Origin of the sequence: Acetobacterium wieringae, assembly GCF_026646375.1 — a bacterium.
Taxonomy (GTDB): Bacteria; Bacillota; Clostridia; order Eubacteriales; family Eubacteriaceae; genus Acetobacterium; species Acetobacterium wieringae_A.
Genome location: NZ_JAIPPU010000008.1, coordinates 115,352 through 140,563 on the forward strand (window position 1 = coordinate 115,352; position 25,212 = coordinate 140,563).

A 25,212-nucleotide genomic window follows, 5' to 3' on the forward strand; every position below is an offset into this window, starting at 1 on the left:
GAAGCAATGATGAAAATAAAGTCTGCATGTGAACAAAAAAATGAAGTTCTAAAAATTGGGGATGTTTCAATTGAAACCCCTCTTTTTTTGGGGCCGATGGCTGGTTACACCAATCTGCCTTTTCGGTTGATAGCCAAAGAGTTTGGAGCTGGAGTGGTTTTTTCAGAAATGATCAGCGGTAAGGGTCTATATTATAAGGATCATAAGACGGCTGATTTAATGCTGACCTGCGAGCAAGAGGCGCCGGCGGGGATTCAATTGTTTGGCTCCGACCCGGACATTCTGGCTGAGGTCGTCAGGGATTATATTAATGCCACCGATTTTGCCTTTTTGGATTTTAATGCCGGTTGTCCGGCACCTAAGATAACAAAAAATGGCGAAGGTTCAGCTCTGTTAAAAACACCAGAGTTGTTTTTTACGGTGGTTAGGGCATTGGCTGAAGCCTCCCAGAAGCCTCTGATTGTCAAAACCCGTATTGGTTGGGATGATCAGAGCATCAATATCCGGGCCATCGCCGAGGGGGTAGAAGCAGCTGGAGCGGCGGCCCTAACGATCCATGGCCGCACCCGGGAAGCCTATTATTCCGGTTCTGCCAATTGGGATATTATTGCCGAGGTCAAGAAAAATGCCGGGATTCCGATCATCTTAAACGGCGATATCAACAGTGGCAGAGCAGCCCAAAAGGCCATTGAATTAACCGGAGTCGATGGGTTGATGGTTGGCCGGGCAGCGATTGGTAACCCCTTTGTTTTTCGGGAAATTAAGCATTATTTAGATACTGGCGAAGTGCTCGCCAAACCGACGTCTGAGGAACGGGTTCAGGTTGCCATTAAACACATCGACTTGTTGGGTCTGCTAAAAAATGAGGAGGCTGGACTCCGGGAAATGCGTAAACATCTGGCGGCTTATACCAAAGGTCTTCCCCATGCCACGGTAATCCGTAACGAGCTCTTTCATGCTCCGGATAAAGCAGCGGTGATCCGATTGCTGACATGTGCCCTGAAACAATAAAATAAGAGTGACTTCATAAAAAAAGTAGGGGCGATCTCGGATCGCCCCTACTTTTTAATTAATGTTGTGAAAATTTTAAAGCTTAGTTTTATAGTAAATGCTTCCGGATCAGGGTGCGGGCTTCACCAATCATGTAGAGAGAACCCACAAAAACATTGACCTCGTTTGTTTGGGTCAAGTTGATGCTTTTAACGGCGTCATCCATATTGTCGTAGAAATCAACGCTTTTACCATAGGTCGTGCTGATTAATGTGGCCATTTTATCAGCTGGCATGGCCCGGTCACTGTTGGGTGTCAGGGTGTGAATGGTGCTGGCGATCGGTACCAGATAAGATAACGATTCTTCGATGTCCTTGTCTTCCAGCATTCCGAAAAACAGGTTGATTGTGCGGTTGGGAAAATACTGCTTCATATTCTTGACAAAGGCCTGAATCCCATTACTGTTGTGGGCGCCATCGATGAGGATCACTGGATTCTCCTGAAAAATTTCAAAACGCCCAGGAAAAACGACGTTAGCCAGCGCTTCTTTTATCTGACTGGAGTTGATTGAATAGCCTTTGCGAATCAATAGGGCAATGACTTCCAAAGCGGTCAGACAGTTCAGGGATTGATGATCACCGAGCAGTTTTAAGGTAAAGCCATCAAGATAGAGGTGATCACCCCGATATTTCAGGGTCTGATCGTGGGTGGTATGGCTTAGAATTGAAATATCATCGGGGTTAACCAAAACCACATTGGCATTTTTGGACTCGGCAAAGTCAAGAATGACCTTTAAGGCTTCGGGATCCTGAGGGTAGACAACAACATCGGAGCCTTCTTTGATAATAGAGGCTTTTTCGTAGGCAATTTCAGCCAAAGTGTTTCCCAGGTAGTCGGTGTGATCATTGCTGATCCCCATGATCACGACTGCCAATGGATCTTTGATGATGTTAGTGGCATCAAGCCGTCCGCCCATTCCAACTTCAAGCACAACAAAGTCCACCTGTTTTTCATAAAAATATTGGAGACCAACGGCTGTCACCATTTCGAATTCGGTCGGGTGGGGTTCGCCTTGCTCCAATAGCACTTCGATCCGTTCCTTGACAAAGGTAGTAGCGGCGACCAGACTGTCATCGTCGATGGGTTCATTGTTTAACTGGATCCGTTCATTGAAGGCTTCCAGAAAGGGAGAGGTAAACAGACCAGTCGTGTATCCGGCGGTTTTTAAGATCGTGGCGATCATGGTGGAAGTGGATCCTTTGCCATTGGTGCCGGCAATGTGAATAAATTTAAGTTTATCTTGGGGGTTGTCCATGGCATTCAGCAGGAGTCTCATGCTATCAAGCCCTAATCGGGTGCCAAACTTGTGGGTTGCTTCAATGTAGCTGATGGCTTCGGTAACGTTCATGTTAGATTAGGCCTCCTGAATTGGACAACAATTGACACATTTTTCGGTAACCATGAACTGAACGCTTTTATCATGTTCTTCCATGGGAATTTTGTCAAAAATAAAGTCTTCACGAATCAGTGCAACGGTGATACAATCATCACTGACGGTTTCCAGAAAACGGTCATAATAGCCGCCGCCAAAGCCCATCCGGTGGCCAGAGGGTGAGAAGGCACACCCGGGTACCATCACGAGATCAAGTTTTTTTGGATCAACAATCCGCATACATTCCTCACGAACTTCGAGGATTCCATAGTGACCCTCTTCCAGATCTTCGGGAAAATTAATCAGTTCTGACAGGGTAACGGTATGATCTTCGATGTTACAAATGGGAACTACGATGTGTTTACCATCGGCAAGGGCTTTTTTGATAAAATCATGGGTATAAATTTCGGTGCCAAAGCTGACATAGGCCATAATCCAGTCGGCGTTTTTATAAAGATCACTATCCAGGAATTGTTCGATAATTTTTGCATCGGTATCGGCACAATAAATTTCTTTTCGTCGTGCCAGAACTTCTTTTCGGAACATACTTTTATCCATTTTCTTCTCCTAATATTAAGATTAATTGACGATGATATTATAACATAAAGTCGGTTATCGACAAAAAATTATCGAGGGGAAATTTTATCTGAATTTTCGCTTGAAAAACAAGGATTCTTGGTTATACTGGAAATAGTGCATAAAAATAATCCATAAATAATACGCTTGAAAGCGTAAACAGAAAAAAGGTGTAAAAAATAAATGAAGCAATTATTAATTGCCTGCGAAACCATCAAAGACGAGGTTGAACTGGCATTGAAAAAAAACAACGTAAAATTGGATACTGTCTGGATGTCCAATCTGCTCCATGACTCTCCGGAACGATTGAAAAACGCCCTTCAGGAAGAAATAGACAAAGCTGAAGAGGAATATGATCAACTCTTGTTTGCCTATGGCAATTGCGGCAACGGATTGTTGGGGTTAAAAAGTAACACGGCCACTTTGATTATTCCCCGTTATGGAGATTGCATTGATATCCTACTTTCAGAGAAAGATAATCTGGAGCGGATTCGAACATCCACTTACTTTCTGACTGAGGGCTGGTTGCGGGGGGAAAAGTCCCTGGACAAAGAGTTTGCTCATAACAAGCAAAAGTACGGCGAAAGTCGGGCCAGAAAAGTTATGAATATTATGTTTCGGAACTATGAAAACCTGATGCTGATCGATACGGGCGCCTACTCAGTTGATAATTCGCTACCCCGGGTAAATGAGATTGGTGAACTTATCGGACTGGAAGTGGTGGTCGATCAGGGGAGCATATCACCGCTTGAAAAACTGGTAACCGGTCAGTGGCAGGAGGGCTTTTGTATTATTCCGCCCGGTCAAATGACCACGCATAATGATTTTGATGAGATAACGGTTCGAAACAGGTAGGATATAATAGTATGTTGGTTGGATAAACACCTGTTTTGATCTTTAAAGGGTTGAAATAGGTGTTTTTGTGGTGTGAAACCCGATTTCACAAAGTTTAATAAGTATGGTATAGTGGTAACAGCGAATGATTGAGTAACAGAAAGGACAAAAAAATGAATCAGTTTAGAGAACCGATGAATGCGTTCACCCATTTAATTGGGGCAATACTATCCATCTTTGGCATTATTGCGATGTTGATTTTAATTATTGCAGAGGGTAGTCTGACCCCTCTGACACTCATTTCGGTGCTGGCTTTTGGAATGGGACTAATCTGTCTCTATGGCACCAGCTTCAGATACCATGCATCACATGGTAGTAAGGAAAAAATTCTGCATCTGAAAAAATTGGATCATGCCATGATCTTTATTCTGATTGCTGGAACCTATACTCCATTTTGTCTGCTCTGCTTAACGGGAACCATGCGGATAGCGATGATGGTGGCGATCTGGGGAGTGGCGCTAGTCGGGATTATTCTTAAAGTGGCCTGGATCAATATGCCAAGGTGGCTGGGAACTGGCCTCTATATTTTTCTGGGATGGTTTGCGCTATTTGTTTTAGGGCCGCTGTATCGGGCATTGCCTCGACCCGGTTTTGTGCTGCTGGTTGGCGGTGGGGTGATGTATACCATCGGCGGGGTGATTTACGCCATCAAAAAGCCAAACTTTGGTAAAAATTTCGGATTTCACGAATTATTTCACATTTTTGTAATATTAGGTTCTCTGTGTCATTTTATTTGCGTTTTTTTCTTTATTCTTTAAGAAAAAAATGGTATCATAAAAAAGTTGATAGTTAAAACAAAATTATTATTGTATTTTATAAAAAAACTGTTAAACTATATAGTGTTGTTAATTGCATCACTGCAAAAAAAAAACTCATTTTTTGCAGTGATTTTTTTGTTGAAATAATACGAAAATGTAAAAGAAAAAGGAGTCGGTAAATTAATGCAAACAAAGTATATTTTTGTCACTGGTGGTGTAGTATCTTCTTTAGGAAAGGGCATTACGAGTGCTTCATTGGGTCGATTGCTGAAATCCAGAGGACTTAAAGTGTCGATTCAGAAATTTGATCCCTATTTGAATTTTGATCCCGGAACGATGAGTCCTTATCAGCATGGTGAAGTTTTTGTGACGGATGATGGCGCAGAAACGGATTTGGATCTGGGTCACTACGAGCGATTCACCGACGAAAACCTGTCCAAGTACAGCAATGTCACCACCGGAAAAGTATATTGGAATGTTATCTCAAAAGAACGTCGTGGCGATTACCTGGGAGGAACGGTTCAGGTTATTCCCCACATTACCGATGAAATTAAAGACGGCATTCTGCGGGTCTCAGAGTATAGCCATCCTGATGTCGTTATTACTGAAATCGGCGGAACCGTGGGAGATATTGAAAGTCTGCCCTATCTGGAAGCGATCAGACAATTCAAGGGCGATCTGGGGGCTGAAAATGTTTTGTACATCCATGTAACCCTGCTGCCTTTTTTGGGAAAGGCTGGTGAACTCAAAACCAAACCAACCCAGCATTCGGTAAAAGAACTCCGTAGTATCGGGATTCAGCCGGACATTATTGTGCTCCGTTCCGAAAAAGAAGTGGAAGAAGGCCTTAAAGGGAAAATTTCACTATTTTGTAATGTCGATAAAAAAGCGGTAGTGGTTAATATGGATGCCGCTGAACTTTATGAAGTACCGTTAATGCTGGAAAAAGAGGGCTTAGCTGAATTAGTTTGCGAAAAACTTCATATCGAGTGTAAAGAACCTGATTTGACCGAATGGAAAGATCTGGTCAAAAAGGCTAAAAGTCTGGAAAACAAGGTAACCATCGGCTTAGTTGGAAAATATGTGGAACTTCACGATGCCTATCTATCGGTGGCTGAGGCCCTGCGACATGGCGGGATCGGTAACAATTCCGAGGTTGTCATCAAGTGGATTCACTCCGAAGACATCAATGAAGAGAATGTTGACCGGGTGCTCAAAGATCTGGACGGAATTATCGTTCCTGGCGGCTTTGGTCACCGCGGGGTGGAAGGTAAGATCCACGCCATTCAATATGCTCGAGAAAACAAGGTGCCTTTTTTAGGGCTATGTTTGGGTCTGCAGTTAGCTGTCATCGAATTTGCCCGTAATGTAGCTGGATTGACCGGAGCCCATAGTATTGAACTGGATCCGGAAACGCCTTATCCGGTAATTAACCTGATGGAAGAGCAGAAAAAAATTATTGATATGGGTGGTACCATGCGTTTGGGATTATACCCCTGCGAATTGTTGGAAGGCTCCAAAGCCATGGAAGCCTATGGGGAGAAAAATATCAGCGAACGACATCGTCATCGCTATGAAGTGAATGATGATTTCATTTCCCAACTTGAAGAAAAAGGGTTGGTTTTCTCAGGTATGTCACCTGACCGGGTACTTGTTGAGATGATTGAAATTAAGGATCATCCCTGGTTTGTGGCCACTCAGGCTCATCCGGAGTTTAAATCCCGACCAAACAAACCGCATCCGCTGTTTCAGAGCTTCGTTAAAGCGGCGTTGGCTATAAAAAAATAGTGGATAAAAAAATCAAGATCCCAGATCTTGATTTTTTTTATGGGCGTACACACAAGATATATTAACAGAAAAACTGTGGATAACTTATAAAATGTGGATAGTATTCGAACAAAGCTGTGGAGAACATCGGTTTTACCTGTGGATAATGTGGATAACCATGTTGACTAGTGGAAGAACCCCCCAATAGCCCCAATGTAATGGGAAAACAATGAACAGGTCAATTGTTAATAAAAAATAGTTGATTAGACACAGGCTGTGGAAAATAAAATATGATTGTTTTGTAGCAGAAATGGCGATATAATGAAGGTCATTCAAACGACCACGTTGAAAAATAAAAAGATACAAGGTGAATTAAATGCATAAATTTGGTTTTTTTAGAACAGCCTGCGCTGTTCCCAGACTTAAATTGGCAGACTGCCAATATAATCTCAATGAAATGACTGGACTGGCAGAAAAGGCCTGGGATCAGGGTGTGGAAGTGCTATTGTTTCCGGAGTTAGGGATTACCGGGTATACCTGCGGTGATCTGTTTTTTCAGCGGGAGCTGCAGAAAAATGCCGTCAAGGCACTGGACAGCCTGTGTCAATGGTCAGACGGAAAAAAAATGCTGCTGGTGGTGGGTCTGCCCCTGGCTATTAACGGCAGTTTGTATAACTGTTCAGCACTGCTAAACGACGGTAAAATTCTGGGGATTGTCCCCAAAACCTATATCCCCAATCATCAGGAATTCTATGAGAAACGTTGGTTTGCTTCGGCAAAATCATTGAATCAGACAGAAATTACCATCGGTTCCCAAGCGGTTCCGATTGGAACGGATTTGTTGTTTAAGCACGTTCATCGGGAAGAATTTGTAGTGGCCGTCGAAATATGTGAAGACCTGTGGGTGCCGATTTCACCGGGCAGCTTTCACGCGCTGGCTGGTGCCACGGTGATTCTTAATCCCTCCGCCAGCAATGAGGTGGTGGGCAAAAGTGATTATCGAAGGGAACTGATCCGCTCCCAATCCGGACGCTGCAATGCAGCTTATCTCTATGCCTCAGCAGGATTTGGTGAATCCACCAGTGATCTGGTTTTCGGTGGCAATGCGATAATCTGTGAACGGGGGATCCTACTTAAAGAACTACCTAAATTTAACCTGGGAAATGAATTGCTGATTTGCGATATTGATGTGGAATCACTTAATCATGACCGCCAAATGCAACATGGTTTTGGCGATTCGGTGGATTTGCTTAATAATCATTCCTACCGAACCATTACGTTTGAAACCTCAGGCACCAATGATTTTGATCGGGAGGTTAACCCGCAGCCCTTTGTTCCGGCAGATCCCAACCGTCGCAGTGAACGATGTGAAGAAATCTTTAATATTCAAACCATCGGTTTGGCTACCCGCCTGGCTCATATCGGGAATGCCCCAATGGTAGTGGGGATTTCCGGGGGACTGGACTCCACCATGGCGCTTTTGGTCTGTGTCAGTGTTTGTGATCGCTTTGGCATCCCCCGGGAAAAAATTCATGCCGTCACGATGCCCGGCTTTGGTACCACCGACCGCACCTACGATAATGCCGTAGCCCTGATCAAGGGTTTAGGCGCCAGCTTCCATGAGATTTCGATTGTGGCGGCCTGTACCGCGCACTTTAATGATATCGGCCACCCCATGGAGCTTCATAATATCACCTACGAAAATTCCCAGGCCCGGGAACGCACCCAGATTCTGATGGATCTTTCCAATAAACTGGGAGGGATTGTTATTGGTACCGGGGATCTTTCGGAACTGGCACTGGGCTGGGCCACCTATAATGGTGATCATATGTCGATGTACAGTGTCAATGCCAGTGTGCCAAAAACCCTGATCCGTTACCTGGTGGAGTGGGTGGCCGATCATTCGCCCGAAGCAGACATTCGCAAAATTCTTTATGATGTTCTGGCAACCCCAGTTTCTCCGGAACTGCTGCCGCCGGATGCCGATGGAAAAATTACCCAGAAAACGGAAGAAACCGTGGGACCCTATGAACTTCACGATTTCTTCATGTATCAAATGGTTCGTCACGGCTTTTCACCAGAAAAAGTATATTTTCTGGCCTGCAAGGCCTTTGACGGCGTCTATCAAAAGGCAGTAATTTTTAAATGGCTAAAAAACTTTTATCATCGTTTCTTTGGCCAGCAGTTTAAACGAAACTGTCTTCCCGATGGTCCCAAGGTTGGTTCGGTATCCTTTTCGCCCCGGGGCGACTGGCGAATGCCATCGGATGCCCACGCAACCCAGTGGCTTCAGAGCCTGGAAAAAATGGCGCCTCTCGGTTAAATTGATAAAAAAAAGAAGCTGTCCGAAAACAGCTTCTTTTTTTAGGATTCTTTTTTAGCGTAATGTTGGAGCAAAACTTCGTGTTTGAAGTTAATAAAATCAAGAATTTCCCGCTTGCCTTCGTCGCTGGTCATGGCGTATCCGAACAGCCCCAGTAGGTCTTTCATATCCAATGGTTTAACTAATTGTTCAGCCGAGTTTAATGAACCCTCCGATTTAAGTTTAGCATCATTGAGAGATGTGGCATTGTCAGTCCGACAAAGTAAATAATCAACCGATACATCAAAATAATCAGCGATTTCAACCAGTAACTGGTTTTCAGGAAGGTTTTTATCCTTCTCGTACTTGGAAATTGAGCTCTTGTTTAAATCAAAATGCTCAGCAAAATCTTGCTGGGTCATATCCTTATTAATTCGTAGTCGTTTTAATCGGGTACCAAAAGTAGACATCGTGTTTCCTCCAAAAAATATTCATAAACTCAGTATGAACGAATAAGATAAACACATGATATGTGTATAATCGTATTATACACTATTCGTATACTTGCTGGCTAGAAATTTTATACAAAGGTGCAAAACCGGAAATAATTCAAATTCCACATGAAACAGAAGCACTATTTCTTAATAAATCTAAAACAAACTTGCGTTATCGTTTCATTTGGTTTAAAATAAGATGTTATATATTCGAGAAAGGATACTAAATGAAATTTACAGAATTAGAAATTAATGAACAATTACTGCAAGGCATCGAAGAAATGGGCTTTGTAGAAATGACCGAAATCCAGGAGCGAGCGATACCACAATTGATGATGGGAGGAGACCTCATTGGAAAATCGCAAACCGGAACAGGAAAAACTGTTGCCTTTGCAATTCCAGCCATTACAAAGCTTGACCCTTCCATAAAGAAAGTACAAGTTTTAGTTCTATGCCCAACCCGTGAGTTGGCAGTACAGGTCTCAGACGAGTTTAGAAAAGTAATAAAATACCAGAAAGGCGTAAAAGTTCTGCCGATTTTTGGTGGGGCATCCATTGAAGGTCAAATCAGAGACCTTAAATCCGGGGTTCAGATCGTCGTTGGCACCCCCGGCCGGGTAATGGATCATATGCGTCGAAAAACCTTGAAACTGCACGATGTTTCGATGGTGGTGCTGGACGAAGCAGATGAAATGTTAAACATGGGATTCCGGGAAGATATTGAATTGATTCTCGATGAAATTGACCATGATATTCAGACTGTGTTATTCTCAGCGACGATGCCAAAACCAATTTTAAAAATTGCTGAAACCTATCAAAAAAATCCGGTAATGATTGAAATTTCGCCAAAAACGATGGTGGCTACCAGCATTGAGCAGAAATACTTTAACATCAGTGATCACCATAAGTTTGAAGCGTTAACCCGATTACTGGATGTTTACAAACCCCAGCGATCGCTTATTTTTTGTAACACCAAAAAATATGTTGATGAAATCACCGATGATCTGAAAAAATTGGGTTATTCGGTTGACAAGATTCATGGTGACATGCGTCAAATGTCTAGAATGGCGGTATTAAAAGATTTCAGTCGCGGTAAACTGAATATCCTGGTGGCAACCGATGTGGCGGCCCGGGGGATTGATGTGGATGATGTGGATATTGTCTTTAACTACGATGTGCCAGACAATGAAGAATACTACGTCCATCGAATTGGTCGAACCGGCCGGGCGGGTAAAAGCGGAATTTCCCTGACCCTGGCACGATCAAGAGATCAGTTCAGACTCAAAAAGATTACGGATTACACTAAAAAAAGTATCGAACGGGATCTGATTCCTACCAGTGAAGTCATCAATGACATAAAGATAGCCCACTTCCACGAACGCTTTAAAATTCGGGCTGAAAAAGGCACTGAAAAAGGCAGCCTGGATACCTACTTGAAAATTATTGACGACTTGGTTGAAAAAGGTTACACCGCCGAAACCATTGCTGCAGTGCTGTTACAGGCCCAGTTACCGCTGTCAGAAGCCGAAGATCTGAATACTGTGGAGCGCCGTCCCCGACGGAGCGATGCTGGTCCTCGCCGGGATGGACGGGGTCGTCGTGATGGGGGATCCAGAGATGGTGGCTCTCGTCGTGTTGGCCCAGAAAAAACAAAACGATTGTTTATTAGTGTCGGCGAAAAGGATCATGCCCAAAAACGGGATATTCTGGGAGCAATCTGCGGTGAATGCGGAATTCCATCGTCAGCAGTGGGTAATATTGACATGTATGATAAGTTTACCTTTGTTGATGTGGATGAAGAGCAAGCGAAAAAAGTCGAAAAGAAACTAAACGGAAAAATAATCAAAGAACGTAAAGTGAAAGTTGAAATTTCTAAAAAGAAGAAATAATTAGATTTTGGAACCTGGGTGTGAGGCTGACATTGTCCTTGGATCCGGGTTTTTTGATACAGTATTCAGAAAAAACAGAGGAGGTGCCCTATGAAAGACACACAAACAGAAAAAAGGAACAAACTGGGCGTCGTTCCAATTCCGAAGCTGCTTTTTTCAATGTCCATACCGGCAATCATTTCAATGATGATTCAGGCTTTATATAATATTGTCGACAGTATCTTTGTGGCGCAAATCGGGGAAGAAGCACTAACGGCGGTTTCTCTGGCGTTTCCGATTCAGATGATTATTATCTCCTGTTTTGTCGGTCTGGGAGTTGGGATTAATTCAGCCATATCCAGACGGCTGGGTCAGAATAAAAACAGCGAGGCGGCCAACGTGGCTGAGCATGGTTTCTTACTGGCGATTTTAATCGCCGCCGTGTTGGGAATTCTGGGATTCTTTACGGCAGAAGCGTTTATCAGTCTGTTCACTGACAGTAGCAACATCATTGCTCAAGGTCGCGCTTATTTGATGATCGTCACGGTGTTCTGTTTTGGTAGTTTTATTACCCAGGCAGCTTTTTCAACCCTCCAGGGAACGGGTGAAATGATTCAACCGATGGTGGGTCAGATTATTGGTGCAGTGACAAATATTATTCTGGATCCGATTATGATTTTCGGGTGGTTTGGATTTCCGGCCATGGGAGTAGCCGGTGCGGCCATTGCCACGGTCATCGGTCAGCTCTTTGGGATGGTTTATATGCTTTTGATTGTTTTTAAAAGCGGAAAGTCGTATCTCAAACTGGATTATCAGGTGTTTCACTATGACACAAAAATCGTCAAAGATATCTTTAAAGTCGGTTTGCCAGCGGCGATTATGCAGGGATTGGCCTCGCTGATGATTACTGGATACAATCTGATCCTGGCAGGATTTGGGATGTCGGCGGTGGCAGTTTTCGGGGTTTACTTCAAAATTCAGTCGGTCATCTTTATGCCCATCTTTGGATTGGGACAGGGGGCCATGCCCATCTTCGGTTTTAATTTTGGGGCCAGAAACCGGGAACGGTTCAATGAAACCCTAAAGGTCGCAATTACCGCGGCGCTCTCAATTATGATCATTGGCACAGTGCTGTTCTGGCTTTTCCCGGCGCAGATTATGATGGCGTTTAATCCGTCGGAAGAAATGATGGAAATCGGGATCAACTGTCTGCGCAGCATCAGTCTGGCTTTTCCATTGGCGGGGATTTCGATTATGCTCAGTGTCAGTTTTCAGGCTATCGGGAAAGCTTATGTCAGCATGATTGCTTCCTTCATCCGCCAGATGGTTGTACTTCTTCCGGTTACCTATCTGTTGGCTCAGGCCGGCGGACTGGCCTGGGTCTGGTATGGATTTTTCATCTCGGAAATCGTTTGTCTGGCGTATGAGCTGTTCATGTATCGGTGGTATCAGCGAACCATCTTTGATACCTGGGAGGCGGCTCCGGTCACCGTACAAAACTAATACAACAAAAATGAAAAGATCTGCTTCAGGCATTTGCCCAAAGCAGATCTTTTGTTAGTTGAGGCTTTGATTGATAATCGCAATGCTCTGAATAATCAGGGCATTCATCCGTTCCCGTTCACCACAAAGAAAAAGGTAGCCAATTAGGGTTTCAAAACCGGTGGCATAGCGGTAGTCAGACGGGTTGGCATTCCTGGGAACCTGAGAGGCGGTATTGCGGCCCCGCTTAACCATCCGCACTTCGGCTTCAGAAAGCTGCGGTAGCAGCTCCCGGATGATTTGTGCCTGGGCACTGGCCCGGACATAGCGGATGGAGGTTTTGGTCATGAAGTTGACGTTCTGGTGACCACAGCCAAGCAGGTATTTTCGAATCATATCAGAATAAATCCCATCGCCGAGATAGGCCAGGGCCAGGGGATTCATGGCAGCGGCCTGTTCAATGGTATAGCTTTTTTCGATGGTGGCCTGAATGATAGAAAGGGTGTCAGGATCTGGGGAGGTCAGGCTTTTTTCCATTTAACACCTTCCCGGGTATCCTCCAATACAATGCCTTTGGCCAGCAGTTCATCACGGATTTCGTCAGCCCGCTTAAAATCTTTGGCTTTGCGGGCGGCCTGTCGCTGGGCAATCAGCTCTTCCACCGCCTCATCCAGATTGGTTTCTTTTTCTTTTACTGCCAGTCCTAAAACACCGGTGAGTTCGGCAAAAATATTCTGGCCGGCAATGATTGCCGCTTTGGAAGAAGTGGCATCAAGGTTGGAATTTAAATCCCGAACCAACTCAAAAATAACGGCGATGGCATCAGCGGTGTTGATGTCGTCGTCCATGGCAGCAATAAAATCGTTTTTGTATTTGGACAGAGAATCAATCCAAACCTGTTCGGCTTCGGTGGCTGCCTTTGCGGTGGCGTTTTCCAGCAGGAAGATCATCTGGAATTTGGCGGTATATAAACGTTCCAGGGCACTGGCGGCCTGTTTTAGCAGCGGTTCGCTAAAGTTAACCGGGCTGCGGTAATGTGCCATCAGCAAGAACATCCGGACCGCTTCCAGATCGAAGGTTTTGGCAATATCCCGGACGGTGAAGAAGTTGCCCTTGGACTTGGACATTTTCTCGTTGTCGATATTGATATAACCGTTGTGTACCCAATAGTTGGCAAAGGGTTTACCGCAGCAGCCTTCCGATTGGGCAATTTCATTTTCGTGGTGGGGGAAGATCAGATCCTGGCCGCCGCCGTGAATATCAATGGTTTCACCGAGGTGTTTTTTGGACATCGCCGAACATTCAATGTGCCAGCCTGGTCGTCCCTGGCCCCAGGGACTTTCCCAATAGGGTTCGCCATCTTTTTTCTTTTTCCATAGGGCGAAATCCAGGGGACTGTTTTTTTCGTCATTGACATCAATTCGGGCGCCGGATTTCAAATCATCAATGGATTGTTTGGACAGTTTACCATAATCGTTAAAGGCATCGACACGGTAGTAGACATTGCCATCGACGTTATAGGCAAGTCCCTTTTCTTCCAGGGTTTTGATCATATCAATGATTTCTGGAATGTGTTCGCTGACCTTGGGATGAACCGAAGCCCGTTTGATGCCCAGAGCATCCGCATCGGTGAAGTATTCCTTGATGTATTTTTCCGAAACATCACCTGGCGAAATCCCTTCTTCGTGACTACGGTTGATGATTTTATCATCAACATCGGTAAAATTCTGGATAAAGGTGACCTCATAACCGGTATATTCCAAAAAACGGCGCAGCACGTCAAAAACGATGAAGGGACGGGCGTTGCCGATATGAAAATAGTTGTAAACAGTCGGGCCGCAGGAATACATCCGCACTTTGCCCGCTTCAATCGGGATGAAGGTTTCTTTCTGCTGGGTCAGGGTATTATATAATTTCATAAAGTACAACCTTTCAATTTATTTCTTTACAGCAATGTGTTATGATAACATATTATACACTAAAGATAAGATTAAGTGTCAATGGATAAAATTTTTTAGGAAGAAAATTTCTTTATCATCCCAGATGAATAACAAGAAATGAAAGAGGAATCTCCATGGAAGCAAATGCAAAAAGAAAAGTCCTGGCCCAGGCGATTTTAGCCCTAGAAACCGAAGAGGATTGTAATCTGTTACTGGAAGACCTGTGTACCATAAAAGAAATTGAAGACATGGCTCACCGTTTTGAAATTGCCTACTTGCTGTCCCAGGGAAAAACCTTTATCGATGTCGAAAAACTGACCGGGGCCAGCTCGGCCACGATCAGCCGGGTTAACCGCTGCCTCAAACATGGCAAAGGCTACCGTAACATCATCGAAAAAATGAAAAAGGACCATACATTGGAATAGTCTTATCTAAAATTTAATATTAAAGGAGTTGAGTGTAGTGATGAAAGCTGTGAAGAAGTCAAAGAAGTTGGACAACGTTTGTTATGATATTAGAGGACCGGTGGTTGATGAGGCGGATCGCATGGAGCGGGACGGCATTGACATTATTATGCTCAATACAGGTAATACAGCCCCCTTTAATTTAAATGCCCCGGATGAAATTATTCAGGATATTAAATATAACATGAAAACCGCTGAAGGATACTGTAATTCACAGGGGATCTTTTCGGCCCGAAAGGCCGTGGTTCAGCATTATCAAACCAAGGGTCTGATGGATCTGAAGGTTGATGATGTTTTTCTGGGTAATGGGGTCAGTGAGCTGATTCTTTTTTGTATGCAGGCGCTGTTAGACAATGGTGACGAAATTCTGGTGCCGGCACCGGATTACCCGCTGTGGTCGGCTGCCGTCAATCTGTCGGGTGGCAATGCAGTATATTACACTTGTGACGAAGAAGACGACTGGAATCCCAGTCTTTCGGATATTGCCAGTAAGATTACCCCCAATACCAAGGGGATTGTCGTCATCAACCCCAATAACCCCACTGGTGCCCTTTATCCCCGGGAGATTTTAGAAGGGATTGTCGATCTGGCGGTGGAAAATGATCTGATTATCTTCGCCGATGAAATTTATGACCGGATTCTCTATGATGATAATGTTCATATCCCGATGTCAACCCTCACCGAAGATGTATTGGTGGTAACCCTCAATGGCTTGTCCAAATCCCATCGGATTCCCGGTTATCGGGTCGGTTGGATGATTCTGACCGGCAATAAGGAGGGCGCAAAGGACTATATCGAAGGGATTAAAATGCTTTCCAATATGCGAATGTGCTCCAATGTTCCGGGACAGCATGCGATCCAGACCTCACTCGGTGGCTATCAGAGCATGAATGACCTGCTCAAGCCCGGCGGACGGCTCTATGAACAGCGGGAGATTGTCTGTAAGCGGATCAATGCGATTCCGGGCTTGTCCTGTGTCAAACCCAAGGCCGGATTTTATGTCTTTCCTAAAATTGATACCGAAATGTTTAATATCACCAGTGATGTCCAGTTTGCCCTGGATTTTCTAAAAGAAGAACATGTCCTGATGGTTCAGGGAACCGGCTTTAACTGGCCAAATCCGGATCATTTCAGAATCGTTTTTTTACCGCACCCTGAAGATCTGATTGAAACCATGGATCGACTGGAACGGTTTATGGCAACCTACCGTCAAGAATAAAATTTAGAATGGAATAATAATGAAAAAACAATTAGTGAAAAGTAAAAAAAGGGCCATTCTGGCCGGTGTTTGTGCTGGTCTTGGTGAATACTGCAACATTTCGCCCTGGGTTTTCAGAGGGTTGTTCCTGTTGCCCTTCGTGCTCCGGTTTGTACCGGGAATCCTCAGCATCATTGTCTATATTCTTCTGGCAGTGGTTCTCCCCGGAAATAAGCGGATTGAGGATCAGGATGTCGTTGAAGTGGATTATGAAATTATCGATGATAACAGCGACGAAGAGATCATTGATTTTAGTAACGAAAAGACGGGATCCGAAGAAAAGGTTGATTAAGATGTTGGAGAAACGAATTATTTCAAAATCAAGTCAGGATACATATGATTTTGGTAAACAGTTGGGGGAAGCGATACGCTTCCCCCTGATTATTTTTTTACACGGTGGAATGGGTGCTGGAAAAACCCTGTTTTCAAAAGGATTTGTAGCTGGTATGGGTCTTTTGGACGAGGTGACCAGTCCCACCTATACGATTGTCAATGAATATGGCAACCCGCCCCGGGTTTTTCATTTTGATTTATACCGGCTTCAGGATCCCGATGAGCTTTATGAGATGGGTTTTGATGACTATCTCAGTCAGGGGTGTACCCTGTTGCTGGAGTGGCCGGATCTGGTCTTGGAAGAAGCGTTTGAACCCAGGTTGGAAATTAGCCTGGAATCAAAGCTGGAGACACCTGACCAACGGGAAATAATTCTGAGAACCGACAATCAGAAAGTGGCGCAGATATTAAATTCGCTGTAGAAAAATTGCAAAAAATCATTTGGCAAAAACGTGGGTATAACTGGTTGGTTGTCAGTGACTGAAAGCGTTAAGCGAATAATTAATGATAAGGTGGCAAATATGGAAAAAGTGTTAACCAGTGTGGTCATTCCCGCTGCCGGATTGGGTCGGCGGATGAATGCATCTGTCAGCAAACAGTATCTGCAGTTGAACGGAAAACCGATTTTAGCCCATACTCTGGATGTTTTTGAAAAATGTTCGCTGATCGACGAAATTGTGCTGGTCATCAATCCCGAAGAACAGCAGCTGTGTCAGGATCAGGTCATCGGGGTCTATTCCTATAGCAAGGTCAAAGTAGTGGCTGGCGGCGACACCCGGCAGGCGTCGGTTTATGCCGGACTAAAGGCGGTGAATCGGAAAACCCGGATTGTCCTGATCCACGATGGGGCCAGACCGCTGATTAGTGACTCGGTCATCGGCAGGAGCATTGAAGAAACCATCAAGTATCGAGCTACGGTGGTGGGGGTGCCAGCTAAAAACACCATCAAGGTGATTAATGACGATGGTTTTGTTGAAGCGACCCCGGATCGAAATTATCTGGTGGAAATTCAAACCCCTCAAACCTTTGATTATGATCTGATCAAAGAGGCCCACCAGAAAGCGCTTGAATCAGGCGTATCTGGGACAGACGATGCTTTTCTGGTAGAATGGCTGAAGATCCCGGTTAAAATTGTGGTTGGCGACTATACCAATATCAAAATCACTACCCCGGAGGATTTAACTGTCGCTGAATCGATTATTAAGGAAATGGCTGAAAGCCAATGATCGGGCATAAAAATTAAAAGTTTATTAATAGAAATAAAGAATGAGGTGAAAAATACTGTTATTTTAGGCAGTTTTTCGCTTCATTCTTTATTTATTGGGGAATAAAAGATATAATGGAAAAGTATGAAACAAAATGCTAAGGGTTATTCACCTTTTTAAAAATAAATAGTGAAAATGTGGAGGAAACCATGATTGAATTATCAGAAGAACTTCTATTAAGAATGTATTATAAAATGAATCAGGCTCGATATTTCGAGGAGAAGCTGGATGAACTGGATGTAAAAGGTCTGGTTCATGGCACAGTCCACCTCGCTTTAGGTCAGGAAGCTGCTGGGGTGATGGCCTGTCTGGCCCTGGAAGAGGGCGATCTGGTGTCATTAAGCCATCGGGGTCATGCTCAGGCGATTGGCTTTGGTCTGGATGTCAATCTGATGATGGCGGAATGTCTGGGGAAAGATACCGGCTACTGCAAGGGCAAAGGCGGATCAATGCACATTGCCGATGTCGAAAATGGCAATCTGGGGGCCAATGGTGTGGTTGGAGGCGGCTTTGGCCTCTCCTGTGGGGCGGCACTGACGCAAAAATACCAGCACACTGGCAAGGTCGTGTTGTGCTTTGCCGGGGACGGGGCCACCAATACGGGCAGTTTTCATGAATCCCTGAATCTGGCCTCGATCTGGAAGCTGCCGGTGGTTTTTTTTATCGAGAATAATCAATATGGGATGTCCAATCCGGTTGAAAATCATATGAATGTTGAGAATATTTCTGATCGCAGCGAAGCCTATAACATGCCGGGCCTCACCATTGACGGTAACGATTTCCTCGATGTCTATAATACCGTTACGAAGGCGTTGCGCTATGCCAGAGCCGGGAAGGGCCCCGTGCTGATTGAGGCGAAAACCTATCGCTTCAGCGGCCATTCCAAAAGTGATAAACAGCTGTATCGGGACGAGCAGGAAGTTAAGGAGTGGCAAAAAAAAGATCCGCTGTTGAAGATGAAAGAATACCTTCGGGAAAATCGGATCTTTACTGAAAAGCAGATTCAAAAGATGGAAACTGAAGCCATGATTTCCATTGAACAGGCGGTGGAATTTGCCAAAAAAAGTCCATCACCGCAGCTGGATACAATTTTAGCAGATGTATATGCGTGAGAGGTTGAAGAATGAGAACAAATGATATGACAAAAATGACCTACCGCGATGCCATCCGTCTGGGGATAACAGAAGAAATGCGTTTGGATCGGGATGTCATTTTTTTAGGGGAAGATATTGGTGTTTATGGTGGAGCCTTTGGGGTCTCGAAAGGTTTGCTGGAAGAGTTTGGTGAAGAGCGAATTCTGGATACTCCGATTTCTGAAGCCGCCATCGTCGGAACTGCAGTGGGGGCGGCAACTACCGGCCTGCGCCCGGTTTGCGAGATTATGTTTATGGACTTTATTACCCTGGGGTTGGATGCTCTGGTGAATCAGGGCGCTAAAATGCGCTATATGTTTGGTGGTCAGTCCCAGGTGCCGATGGTATTGCGATTGCCAGCTGGTTCCGGCACCGGTGCAGCAGCTCAGCATAGTCAGAGCCTGGAAGCCTGGTTATGCCATGTACCGGGACTAAAGGTGGTGACCCCATCAACCCCGGCCCAGGCCAAGGGTCTGATCAAAGCGGCCATCCGGGATAACAATCCGGTCTGTTTTATTGAACATAAGATGCTTTACGATGCGGTTGGTTTGGTTCCCCTTGACGAGGAGTACACTTTAGAAATCGGAAAGACCATCGTTGAGCGGCCCGGAAAAGATGTCACCATCGTCGCCTATGGAACCACTCTGGCAAAAGCCGTTGAAGCTGCCGATTTTTTAGAAGAGGAAGGAATTCGGGTGGAGATTCTCAACCCCCTGACCTTATATCCCATGGATATGAAACCAATCATCGAATCGGTTATTAAAACCGGTTGTCTGATTGTGGCCCATGAGGCCGCTAAAACCGGCGGGGTCGGCGGCGAAATTGTTGCTCGGGTTGTTGAGAGTGAAGCCTTCGACTATCTCACAGCACCGATTGTCCGTCTGGGCGGCCTGGATGTTCCAATTCCCTTTAATCAGGAACTGGAGTCAGCTGCAGTGCCCCAGCGCAATGATTTCGTTCATAGCGTCTATCGTCTTCTGAATCGGGAATAGGGAGCGGACGCAATGATGGAAAATGAAATAATAGTACCGAAAGAGACAGTGGATATGACAGTAGAAAACTTGACGAATGCCGTAATGGTTGAAGTGGCGGATGCGATTAAAGAAGAGACCCAGGAGCATGATCAAAAAAGTGAGGAAGCGTTGTCAGAAGTGAATGCTGATAACGAAGAAATCAGCCCAACAGACGGAGCGGCAGATAAAAAAATATCAGATCAGGCGATCGAGAATATCGATTGCGAAGAAGCCCATTGTGAAGATGGTCAACAGGAAGAAAATCTGGAAGAAAAACTAACTGCCGCCATTGCAGAACTGGAACGAAATCTGGAAGAAACCATTAAAGAAGGGATAAAAGAGCGACCGGCAGAAGCCATTCGGGGAATCATTAATGATGAAATCATTGAAGAACCGGAAGAGGCGACGGTTGAACCGGATCCCCGGATGGGAAAGGTTCGAGCGACCCCAGCTGCCAGACGGATTGCCCGGGAATTTAAGGTGGACATTGAAAAGGCCACGGGAACCGGACCAAATGGTCGAGTTGAAGTTGATGATGTGAAAAAACTGGTGGTTATTCAACCGGGCACCTTTGACTACAAGTCAAAAGAGCCGGTGGTGATCGGAACCAGTCTGGATAAAATAGCCGGAAATCCCGGCAATTTGTTTACAACACCCGGAAAGCTGGAAGAAATCCCGGTCAACAAAACCAAACCCCGAAAAAAACTGAGCGAGATGAATCAGAAAGTTGAAAGACTCCCGAATCCGGAGCTGGACTTTGTTCCCTTTGTGGATGCCAATGATACAGCTCTGGAAGAAAAAGATACGGATGTCGTGACAAAAATTTCAGAACTGGATTTTGTCCCGTTCGTTGATTTTAAAGCGGAGCCGCTCCGGGAAGAAATCATTGTCAAGCCAACGCCAATGCACGTACTTCGTGAAAATGAGCGCGACGAGCTGGGTTTAAAAAATAAAAAATCCCGGGGATTAGCAAGAAAAAAACAGGAGCCGGAGAAAAAGACTGAGATTAAGTCAGAAAAAACCGCGCTTCCAATTGCTTCAGAAACAGCAGATCCAGAGATTAAAATGGATAAACCGACAGCCGTTGACACTCAAAATCCGGAGACAGAATTGGCGGTTGTTGCAACGGATCAGAGCACTGTAAGCGACGAAGTGCTGCAAACAGCAGCAGAGCATGCGATTGAAATAGCTAAAGAACCGCTTGGGGAAGCAGAACAGCCTGTCAGTGATGAAGTCAGTTTTGAGAAGAATAATCGGAGTCAGGGGGTTCGATCCAGGATAGTCAGAAAATATCGGATTAAAAGCGAGGAAAAAACAGCGGTCATCAGTTTAACGACAGAAATTGATATGACAGAAATCAAGGATCTCCGCAAGAAGATTACCAAAAAAATTGAGGAGCAGGCTAAATACCGCTGCACCTATACCGATTTTCTGCTTCTGGCAACAACCCGGGCTTTGGTGAAACATCCGCTTCTTAACGCTCGGCGGGAAGACGCAATTCTTGTACCTCAGGAATATGTAAATATGGGTTTAACAGTGGAATCCGATGGGGGTTTGATTGTTCCGGTGATCAAAGACGCTCAGACGATGAGCTTTGTGGAAATTGTCAAAAGTCGGGGTGATCTTTTAAAAGCTGTTAAAAACAAACATCTCTCGCACGAGCAACGGGAAGGCAGCACCTTTACCATCTCCAACCTGGGGATGTATGGGATTCGGGAATTTACCGCCATCATCGACCCGACGAACAGTGCGATTCTCAGTGTTGGTGAAGTGGTTCAACGAATCCGGATTTTTCAGGGGGAACCGGTTGTTCGAGCAGTGATGAAAATCAGTCTGAATCTTGATCAGCGGGTGGCCAATGGGGTCGAAGGTGCAAAATTCCTCCAGGCTGTTAAGGCTGACATGGAGAATCCCTCACTATTATTGTTTTAGTCTTAAAAATTGTCAGAATTAAGAAAAGATAACGTTACCAAAAAAATAATCATTGTCACATTTAAGCAAATTGTGTTAGACTAAACAGCATAATATAAGATTACAGAACATACATGAAGCAGATGAAAAGCAATGGCCAATTGTCTGCTTTTTTTGTATCTAAGCGAGTGTTAAATTTGAAAGGAGTACAAGGTTGGAGAAGATTTTAAAGGAAGGCATTACCTTTGATGATGTATTGTTAATCCCAGGGAAGTCCGAAGTGTTGCCAGGAGACGTTAACACCGGCACCCGTCTGACAAAGAAAATTGCCCTGAATATTCCCATTATGAGCGCCGGCATGGATACCGTCACCGAAGGACGATTGGCCATTGCCATGGCCAGAGAAGGTGGTATCGGGATTATTCATAAGAACATGACGATTGAAGAACAGGCTTTTGAAATTGATAAGGTAAAGCGTTCAGAAAACGGGGTTATCGTTGATCCGTTTTTTTTATCGCCGGAACATAATATTGGAGATGCACTGGAACTGATGTCCCGCTACCGAATTTCTGGTGTTCCGATTACCATCGAAGGGAAATTAGTGGGAATCATCACCAACCGTGACCTGCGTTTTGAAAGTGACCCGAAAAAGAAAATCAAAGACGCCATGACAAAAGATAATTTGGTGACAGCGGAAGAGGGCACTACCCTGGAAAAAGCTGAAGCCATTTTGAAACAATACAAAATCGAAAAGCTTCCGATTGTGGATTCCGAAAATAATCTTAAGGGTTTGATCACCATTAAAGATATTGAAAAAAGCATTAAATACCCGAATGCCGCCAAAGACTATCGAGGACGACTGATTGTTGGTGGTGCCGTTGGTATTAGCAGCAACACCTTCGAACGGGTTGACGCCCTGGTAGCCGCTCAGGCTGATGTCATCGTCGTGGACACGGCGCATGGTCATTCCATTGGGGTCGTTAAAACGGTTAAAGCGATCAAGGAAAAATACCCAGATGTACAACTGATTGTTGGAAACATTGCTACCGGCGCTGCTGCCAAAGATTTAATTGAAGCTGGCGTGGATGCGCTAAAGGTCGGGATTGGCCCCGGCTCTATTTGTACCACCCGGGTTGTTGCCGGGATTGGGGTTCCGCAGATTACTGCGATTTTAGACGTGGTTGAAGTCGCCAAAGAATATGATATTCCGGTAATTGCCGATGGTGGGATCAAGTATTCCGGTGATGTCGTAAAAGCCATTGGAGCTGGAGCTGATGTGGTGATGATTGGTAGTCTCTTTGCCGGTACTGATGAAAGTCCGGGAGAAACCATCATTTATCAGGGCCGAAGCTTTAAAACCTACCGTGGCATGGGCTCTTTAGGGGCCATGAAAGACGGCAGCTCGGATCGCTATTTTCAGGAAGGCCAGAAAAAACTGGTGCCTGAAGGGGTTGAAGGTAAGGTTCCCTACAAAGGACCGCTGGCCGACACCGTTTATCAATTAGTTGGTGGCCTTCGTTCCGGGATGGGCTATTGTGGTACCCCGACCATCAAGGATCTACGAGAAAAATCGCAGTTTATGAAAATAACCAGTGCCGGTCTGATTGAAAGTCACCCGCATGATATTTCCATCACCAAAGAATCACCCAACTACAATAGCGCTCAATTTTAGGAGAATTTATGATTAAAAAGCATTATCAAGATGAGATCATTCTCATTGTGGATTTCGGAGCACAATACAATCAGCTCATTGCCCGACGGGTTCGTGAAGCAAAAGTGTATTCAGAAGTTGTTCCTTATGACATCACCCCCGATGAGATTCGCAAGAAAAATCCCAAAGGGATTATCTTTACCGGCGGACCTTCCAGTGTTCATGAAGCAGGAGCTCCCCAATGTGATCCGGAAATTTATAACATGGGCATTCCCATTTTAGGGATCTGTTACGGCGCTCAGCTGATGGCGGAGCAGCTAAAAGGGGTTACCGACTCAGCCGATATTCGGGAGTACGGTAAAAAGGCCTTGAATTTTTCACAAGACTCGGTGCTGTTTAAAAATATTCCGGATGGATCAACCTGCTGGATGAGTCATACCAACTATATCCAGACCATTCCGGAAGGATTTTGTATCACTGCCACCACCGACTCGTGTCCGACCGGGGCGATGGAATGTCACGAACGCAAGCTCTATGCGGTTCAATTCCATCCTGAGGTGGAACACACCCAATACGGTAAAGAAGTTTTAAATAACTTTATCTATGATGTCTGTGGCTGTGAAGGGTTATGGACCATGCATAATTTTGCCCAGGAACAGATTGAAGCCATCAAAGAACAAGTCGGTGACCGGCGAGTGCTGTGTGCCCTTAGCGGCGGGGTTGATTCGTCAGTGGCAGCGACCCTGGTTCACCAGGCCATTGGTGACAAGCTGACCTGTATCTTTGTTGATCATGGTCTGCTTCGAAAAGATGAAGGCGATCAGGTTGAAGAAATCTTTAAGAATCGCTTTCACATGAACTTTATCCGGGTGAACTGTGAAGATCGTTTCCTTGGTAAATTAACTGGTGTCAGTGATCCGGAGCAAAAACGAAAAATCATCGGGACAGAGTTTATCCGGGTCTTTGAGGAAGAATCGGGGAAACTGAACGACATCGATTTCTTGCTTCAAGGAACCATTTATCCGGATGTGATTGAAAGCGGCACCAAAAACGCGGCGGTGATCAAAAGTCATCACAACGTTGGCGGATTACCCGATGATGTTGATTTCGAACTGATTGAACCACTTAGAAACCTCTTTAAAGACGAGGTTCGAGCCGTCGGTGAAGAAATCGGACTGGATCATGATCTGGTCTGGCGGCAACCTTTCCCGGGGCCAGGTCTGGCCATTCGGGTGATGGGTGAGGTCACCAAAGAAAAATTGGATATCTTAAAAGAAGCCGATTTTGTCTTTAGAGATGAGATTGCCAAAGCCGGTCTGGATGAAGAAATTTGGCAATATTTTGCCGTCCTGCCGGGAAACCGCAGTGTTGGTGTTATGGGTGATGAACGAACCTATGACTATACCATTGGCCTGCGAGCCGTTACCTCGGTTGACGGAATGACTTCGGATTGGGCACGCATCCCGTATGATGTGCTGGAAAGCATCTCAACCCGAATTGTTAACGAGGTAAAACATGTCAGCCGGATTGTCTATGACATTACCAGCAAGCCACCTTCAACGATTGAGTGGGAATAATAAACAAAACCTCAGGAATCTCTTTAAGAGGATTCTTGAGGTTTTTATTGTACTAACGGCTTGAATTTTGCGCTGTTTTATGCTTTCTTCTGGCAGTTCCTGCG

At 44.9% G+C, this 25,212-nt stretch carries 22 protein-coding genes; 17 read left to right on the forward strand and 5 right to left on the reverse strand.

Features of this window, described 5'->3' with window-relative positions; translation table 11 throughout:
* Positions 1–6 precede the first annotated feature (6 nt).
* Positions 7–1,011 carry a tRNA dihydrouridine synthase DusB gene (gene dusB / locus Q7P33_RS09145; protein WP_303869553.1) on the forward strand — a complete coding sequence of 335 codons (1,005 nt, stop codon included), beginning with the start codon at positions 7–9 and terminating at the stop codon, positions 1,009–1,011.
* Positions 1,012–1,099: 88 nt separating this feature from the next.
* Here dusB and Q7P33_RS09150 read toward each other — a convergent pair whose 3' ends face one another.
* On the reverse strand, positions 1,100–2,398 hold the full coding sequence (locus Q7P33_RS09150; protein ID WP_303869555.1) for a folylpolyglutamate synthase/dihydrofolate synthase family protein: 1,299 nt from the start codon (positions 2,396–2,398) through the stop codon (positions 1,100–1,102).
* 6 nt (positions 2,399–2,404) lie between these two features.
* Positions 2,405–2,980: a 5-formyltetrahydrofolate cyclo-ligase gene (locus Q7P33_RS09155; protein WP_303869557.1), complete on the reverse strand. Its 576-nt coding sequence runs from the start codon at positions 2,978–2,980 to the stop codon at positions 2,405–2,407.
* Between the two features lie 201 nt (positions 2,981–3,181).
* On the opposite strand from Q7P33_RS09155, the gene Q7P33_RS09160 reads away from it, so the two are divergent.
* The 4 genes from Q7P33_RS09160 (at position 3,182) to Q7P33_RS09175 (ending at position 8,740) form a co-directional block, all read left to right on the forward strand.
* A complete protein-coding gene (locus tag Q7P33_RS09160) occupies positions 3,182–3,853 on the forward strand; it encodes a DUF1638 domain-containing protein (protein WP_303869559.1) in 672 nt (223 codons plus the stop codon).
* Positions 3,854–4,005: 152 nt separating this feature from the next.
* Positions 4,006–4,650 carry a hemolysin III family protein gene (locus Q7P33_RS09165; protein WP_303869561.1) on the forward strand — a complete coding sequence of 215 codons (645 nt, stop codon included), beginning with the start codon at positions 4,006–4,008 and terminating at the stop codon, positions 4,648–4,650.
* A 183-nt stretch (positions 4,651–4,833) separates the two neighbouring features.
* Positions 4,834–6,438 carry a CTP synthase gene (locus Q7P33_RS09170; RefSeq protein ID WP_303869564.1) on the forward strand — a complete coding sequence of 535 codons (1,605 nt, stop codon included), beginning with the start codon at positions 4,834–4,836 and terminating at the stop codon, positions 6,436–6,438.
* Between the two features lie 355 nt (positions 6,439–6,793).
* Positions 6,794–8,740, forward strand: a complete 1,947-nt coding sequence (locus Q7P33_RS09175) for an NAD(+) synthase (RefSeq protein ID WP_303869567.1) — start codon at positions 6,794–6,796, stop codon at positions 8,738–8,740.
* 41 nt (positions 8,741–8,781) lie between these two features.
* Here the strand turns inward: Q7P33_RS09175 and Q7P33_RS09180 are convergent, their stop codons facing one another.
* A complete protein-coding gene (locus Q7P33_RS09180; RefSeq protein WP_303869570.1) occupies positions 8,782–9,189 on the reverse strand; it encodes a helix-turn-helix domain-containing protein in 408 nt (135 codons plus the stop codon).
* Between the two features lie 251 nt (positions 9,190–9,440).
* Here Q7P33_RS09180 and Q7P33_RS09185 point away from each other — a divergent pair, with 251 nt between their 5' ends.
* Both Q7P33_RS09185 and Q7P33_RS09190 read left to right on the forward strand, forming a co-directional pair.
* Positions 9,441–11,102, forward strand: a complete 1,662-nt coding sequence (locus Q7P33_RS09185) for a DEAD/DEAH box helicase (protein ID WP_303869573.1) — start codon at positions 9,441–9,443, stop codon at positions 11,100–11,102.
* A gap of 90 nt (positions 11,103–11,192) precedes the next feature.
* Positions 11,193–12,584: an MATE family efflux transporter gene (locus tag Q7P33_RS09190; protein WP_303869576.1), complete on the forward strand. Its 1,392-nt coding sequence runs from the start codon at positions 11,193–11,195 to the stop codon at positions 12,582–12,584.
* Positions 12,585–12,638: 54 nt separating this feature from the next.
* On the opposite strand, the gene Q7P33_RS09195 is transcribed toward Q7P33_RS09190, so the two are convergent.
* Entirely contained in the window at positions 12,639–13,100 is a 462-nt protein-coding gene (locus Q7P33_RS09195; RefSeq protein ID WP_303869579.1) for a Mini-ribonuclease 3, read from the reverse strand.
* Entirely contained in the window at positions 13,085–14,482 is a 1,398-nt protein-coding gene (cysS, locus tag Q7P33_RS09200; RefSeq protein WP_303869581.1) for a cysteine--tRNA ligase, read from the reverse strand. Before cysS ends, Q7P33_RS09195 begins: the two co-directional genes overlap by 16 nt.
* Positions 14,483–14,637: 155 nt before the next feature.
* Here cysS and Q7P33_RS09205 point away from each other — a divergent pair, with 155 nt between their 5' ends.
* From Q7P33_RS09205 to guaA, 10 genes are all read left to right on the forward strand, one after another.
* Positions 14,638–14,928 carry a YerC/YecD family TrpR-related protein gene (locus Q7P33_RS09205; RefSeq protein ID WP_228879140.1) on the forward strand — a complete coding sequence of 97 codons (291 nt, stop codon included), beginning with the start codon at positions 14,638–14,640 and terminating at the stop codon, positions 14,926–14,928.
* Between the two features lie 40 nt (positions 14,929–14,968).
* On the forward strand, positions 14,969–16,186 hold the full coding sequence (locus Q7P33_RS09210) for a pyridoxal phosphate-dependent aminotransferase (RefSeq protein ID WP_303869586.1): 1,218 nt from the start codon (positions 14,969–14,971) through the stop codon (positions 16,184–16,186).
* 19 nt (positions 16,187–16,205) lie between these two features.
* A complete protein-coding gene (locus Q7P33_RS09215) occupies positions 16,206–16,517 on the forward strand; it encodes a PspC domain-containing protein (protein WP_303869588.1) in 312 nt (103 codons plus the stop codon).
* A 1-nt stretch (position 16,518) separates the two neighbouring features.
* Positions 16,519–16,980 (forward strand): tRNA (adenosine(37)-N6)-threonylcarbamoyltransferase complex ATPase subunit type 1 TsaE, encoded by a 462-nt coding sequence (tsaE, locus tag Q7P33_RS09220; protein WP_303869590.1) that lies wholly within the window; start codon positions 16,519–16,521, stop codon positions 16,978–16,980.
* A gap of 99 nt (positions 16,981–17,079) precedes the next feature.
* Positions 17,080–17,784: a 2-C-methyl-D-erythritol 4-phosphate cytidylyltransferase gene (ispD, locus tag Q7P33_RS09225; RefSeq protein ID WP_303869591.1), complete on the forward strand. Its 705-nt coding sequence runs from the start codon at positions 17,080–17,082 to the stop codon at positions 17,782–17,784.
* Positions 17,785–17,972: 188 nt separating this feature from the next.
* Entirely contained in the window at positions 17,973–18,935 is a 963-nt protein-coding gene (locus Q7P33_RS09230) for a thiamine pyrophosphate-dependent dehydrogenase E1 component subunit alpha (RefSeq protein WP_303869592.1), read from the forward strand.
* 26 nt (positions 18,936–18,961) lie between these two features.
* Positions 18,962–19,948 (forward strand): alpha-ketoacid dehydrogenase subunit beta, encoded by a 987-nt coding sequence (locus tag Q7P33_RS09235; RefSeq protein WP_369693292.1) that lies wholly within the window; start codon positions 18,962–18,964, stop codon positions 19,946–19,948.
* A gap of 12 nt (positions 19,949–19,960) precedes the next feature.
* Positions 19,961–21,901: a 2-oxo acid dehydrogenase subunit E2 gene (locus Q7P33_RS09240; RefSeq protein ID WP_303869596.1), complete on the forward strand. Its 1,941-nt coding sequence runs from the start codon at positions 19,961–19,963 to the stop codon at positions 21,899–21,901.
* A 193-nt stretch (positions 21,902–22,094) separates the two neighbouring features.
* A complete protein-coding gene (gene guaB / locus Q7P33_RS09245; protein WP_070369496.1) occupies positions 22,095–23,552 on the forward strand; it encodes an IMP dehydrogenase in 1,458 nt (485 codons plus the stop codon).
* Between the two features lie 8 nt (positions 23,553–23,560).
* Entirely contained in the window at positions 23,561–25,108 is a 1,548-nt protein-coding gene (guaA, locus tag Q7P33_RS09250) for a glutamine-hydrolyzing GMP synthase (RefSeq protein WP_303869601.1), read from the forward strand.
* The last annotated feature ends 104 nt before the right edge of the window (positions 25,109–25,212 follow it).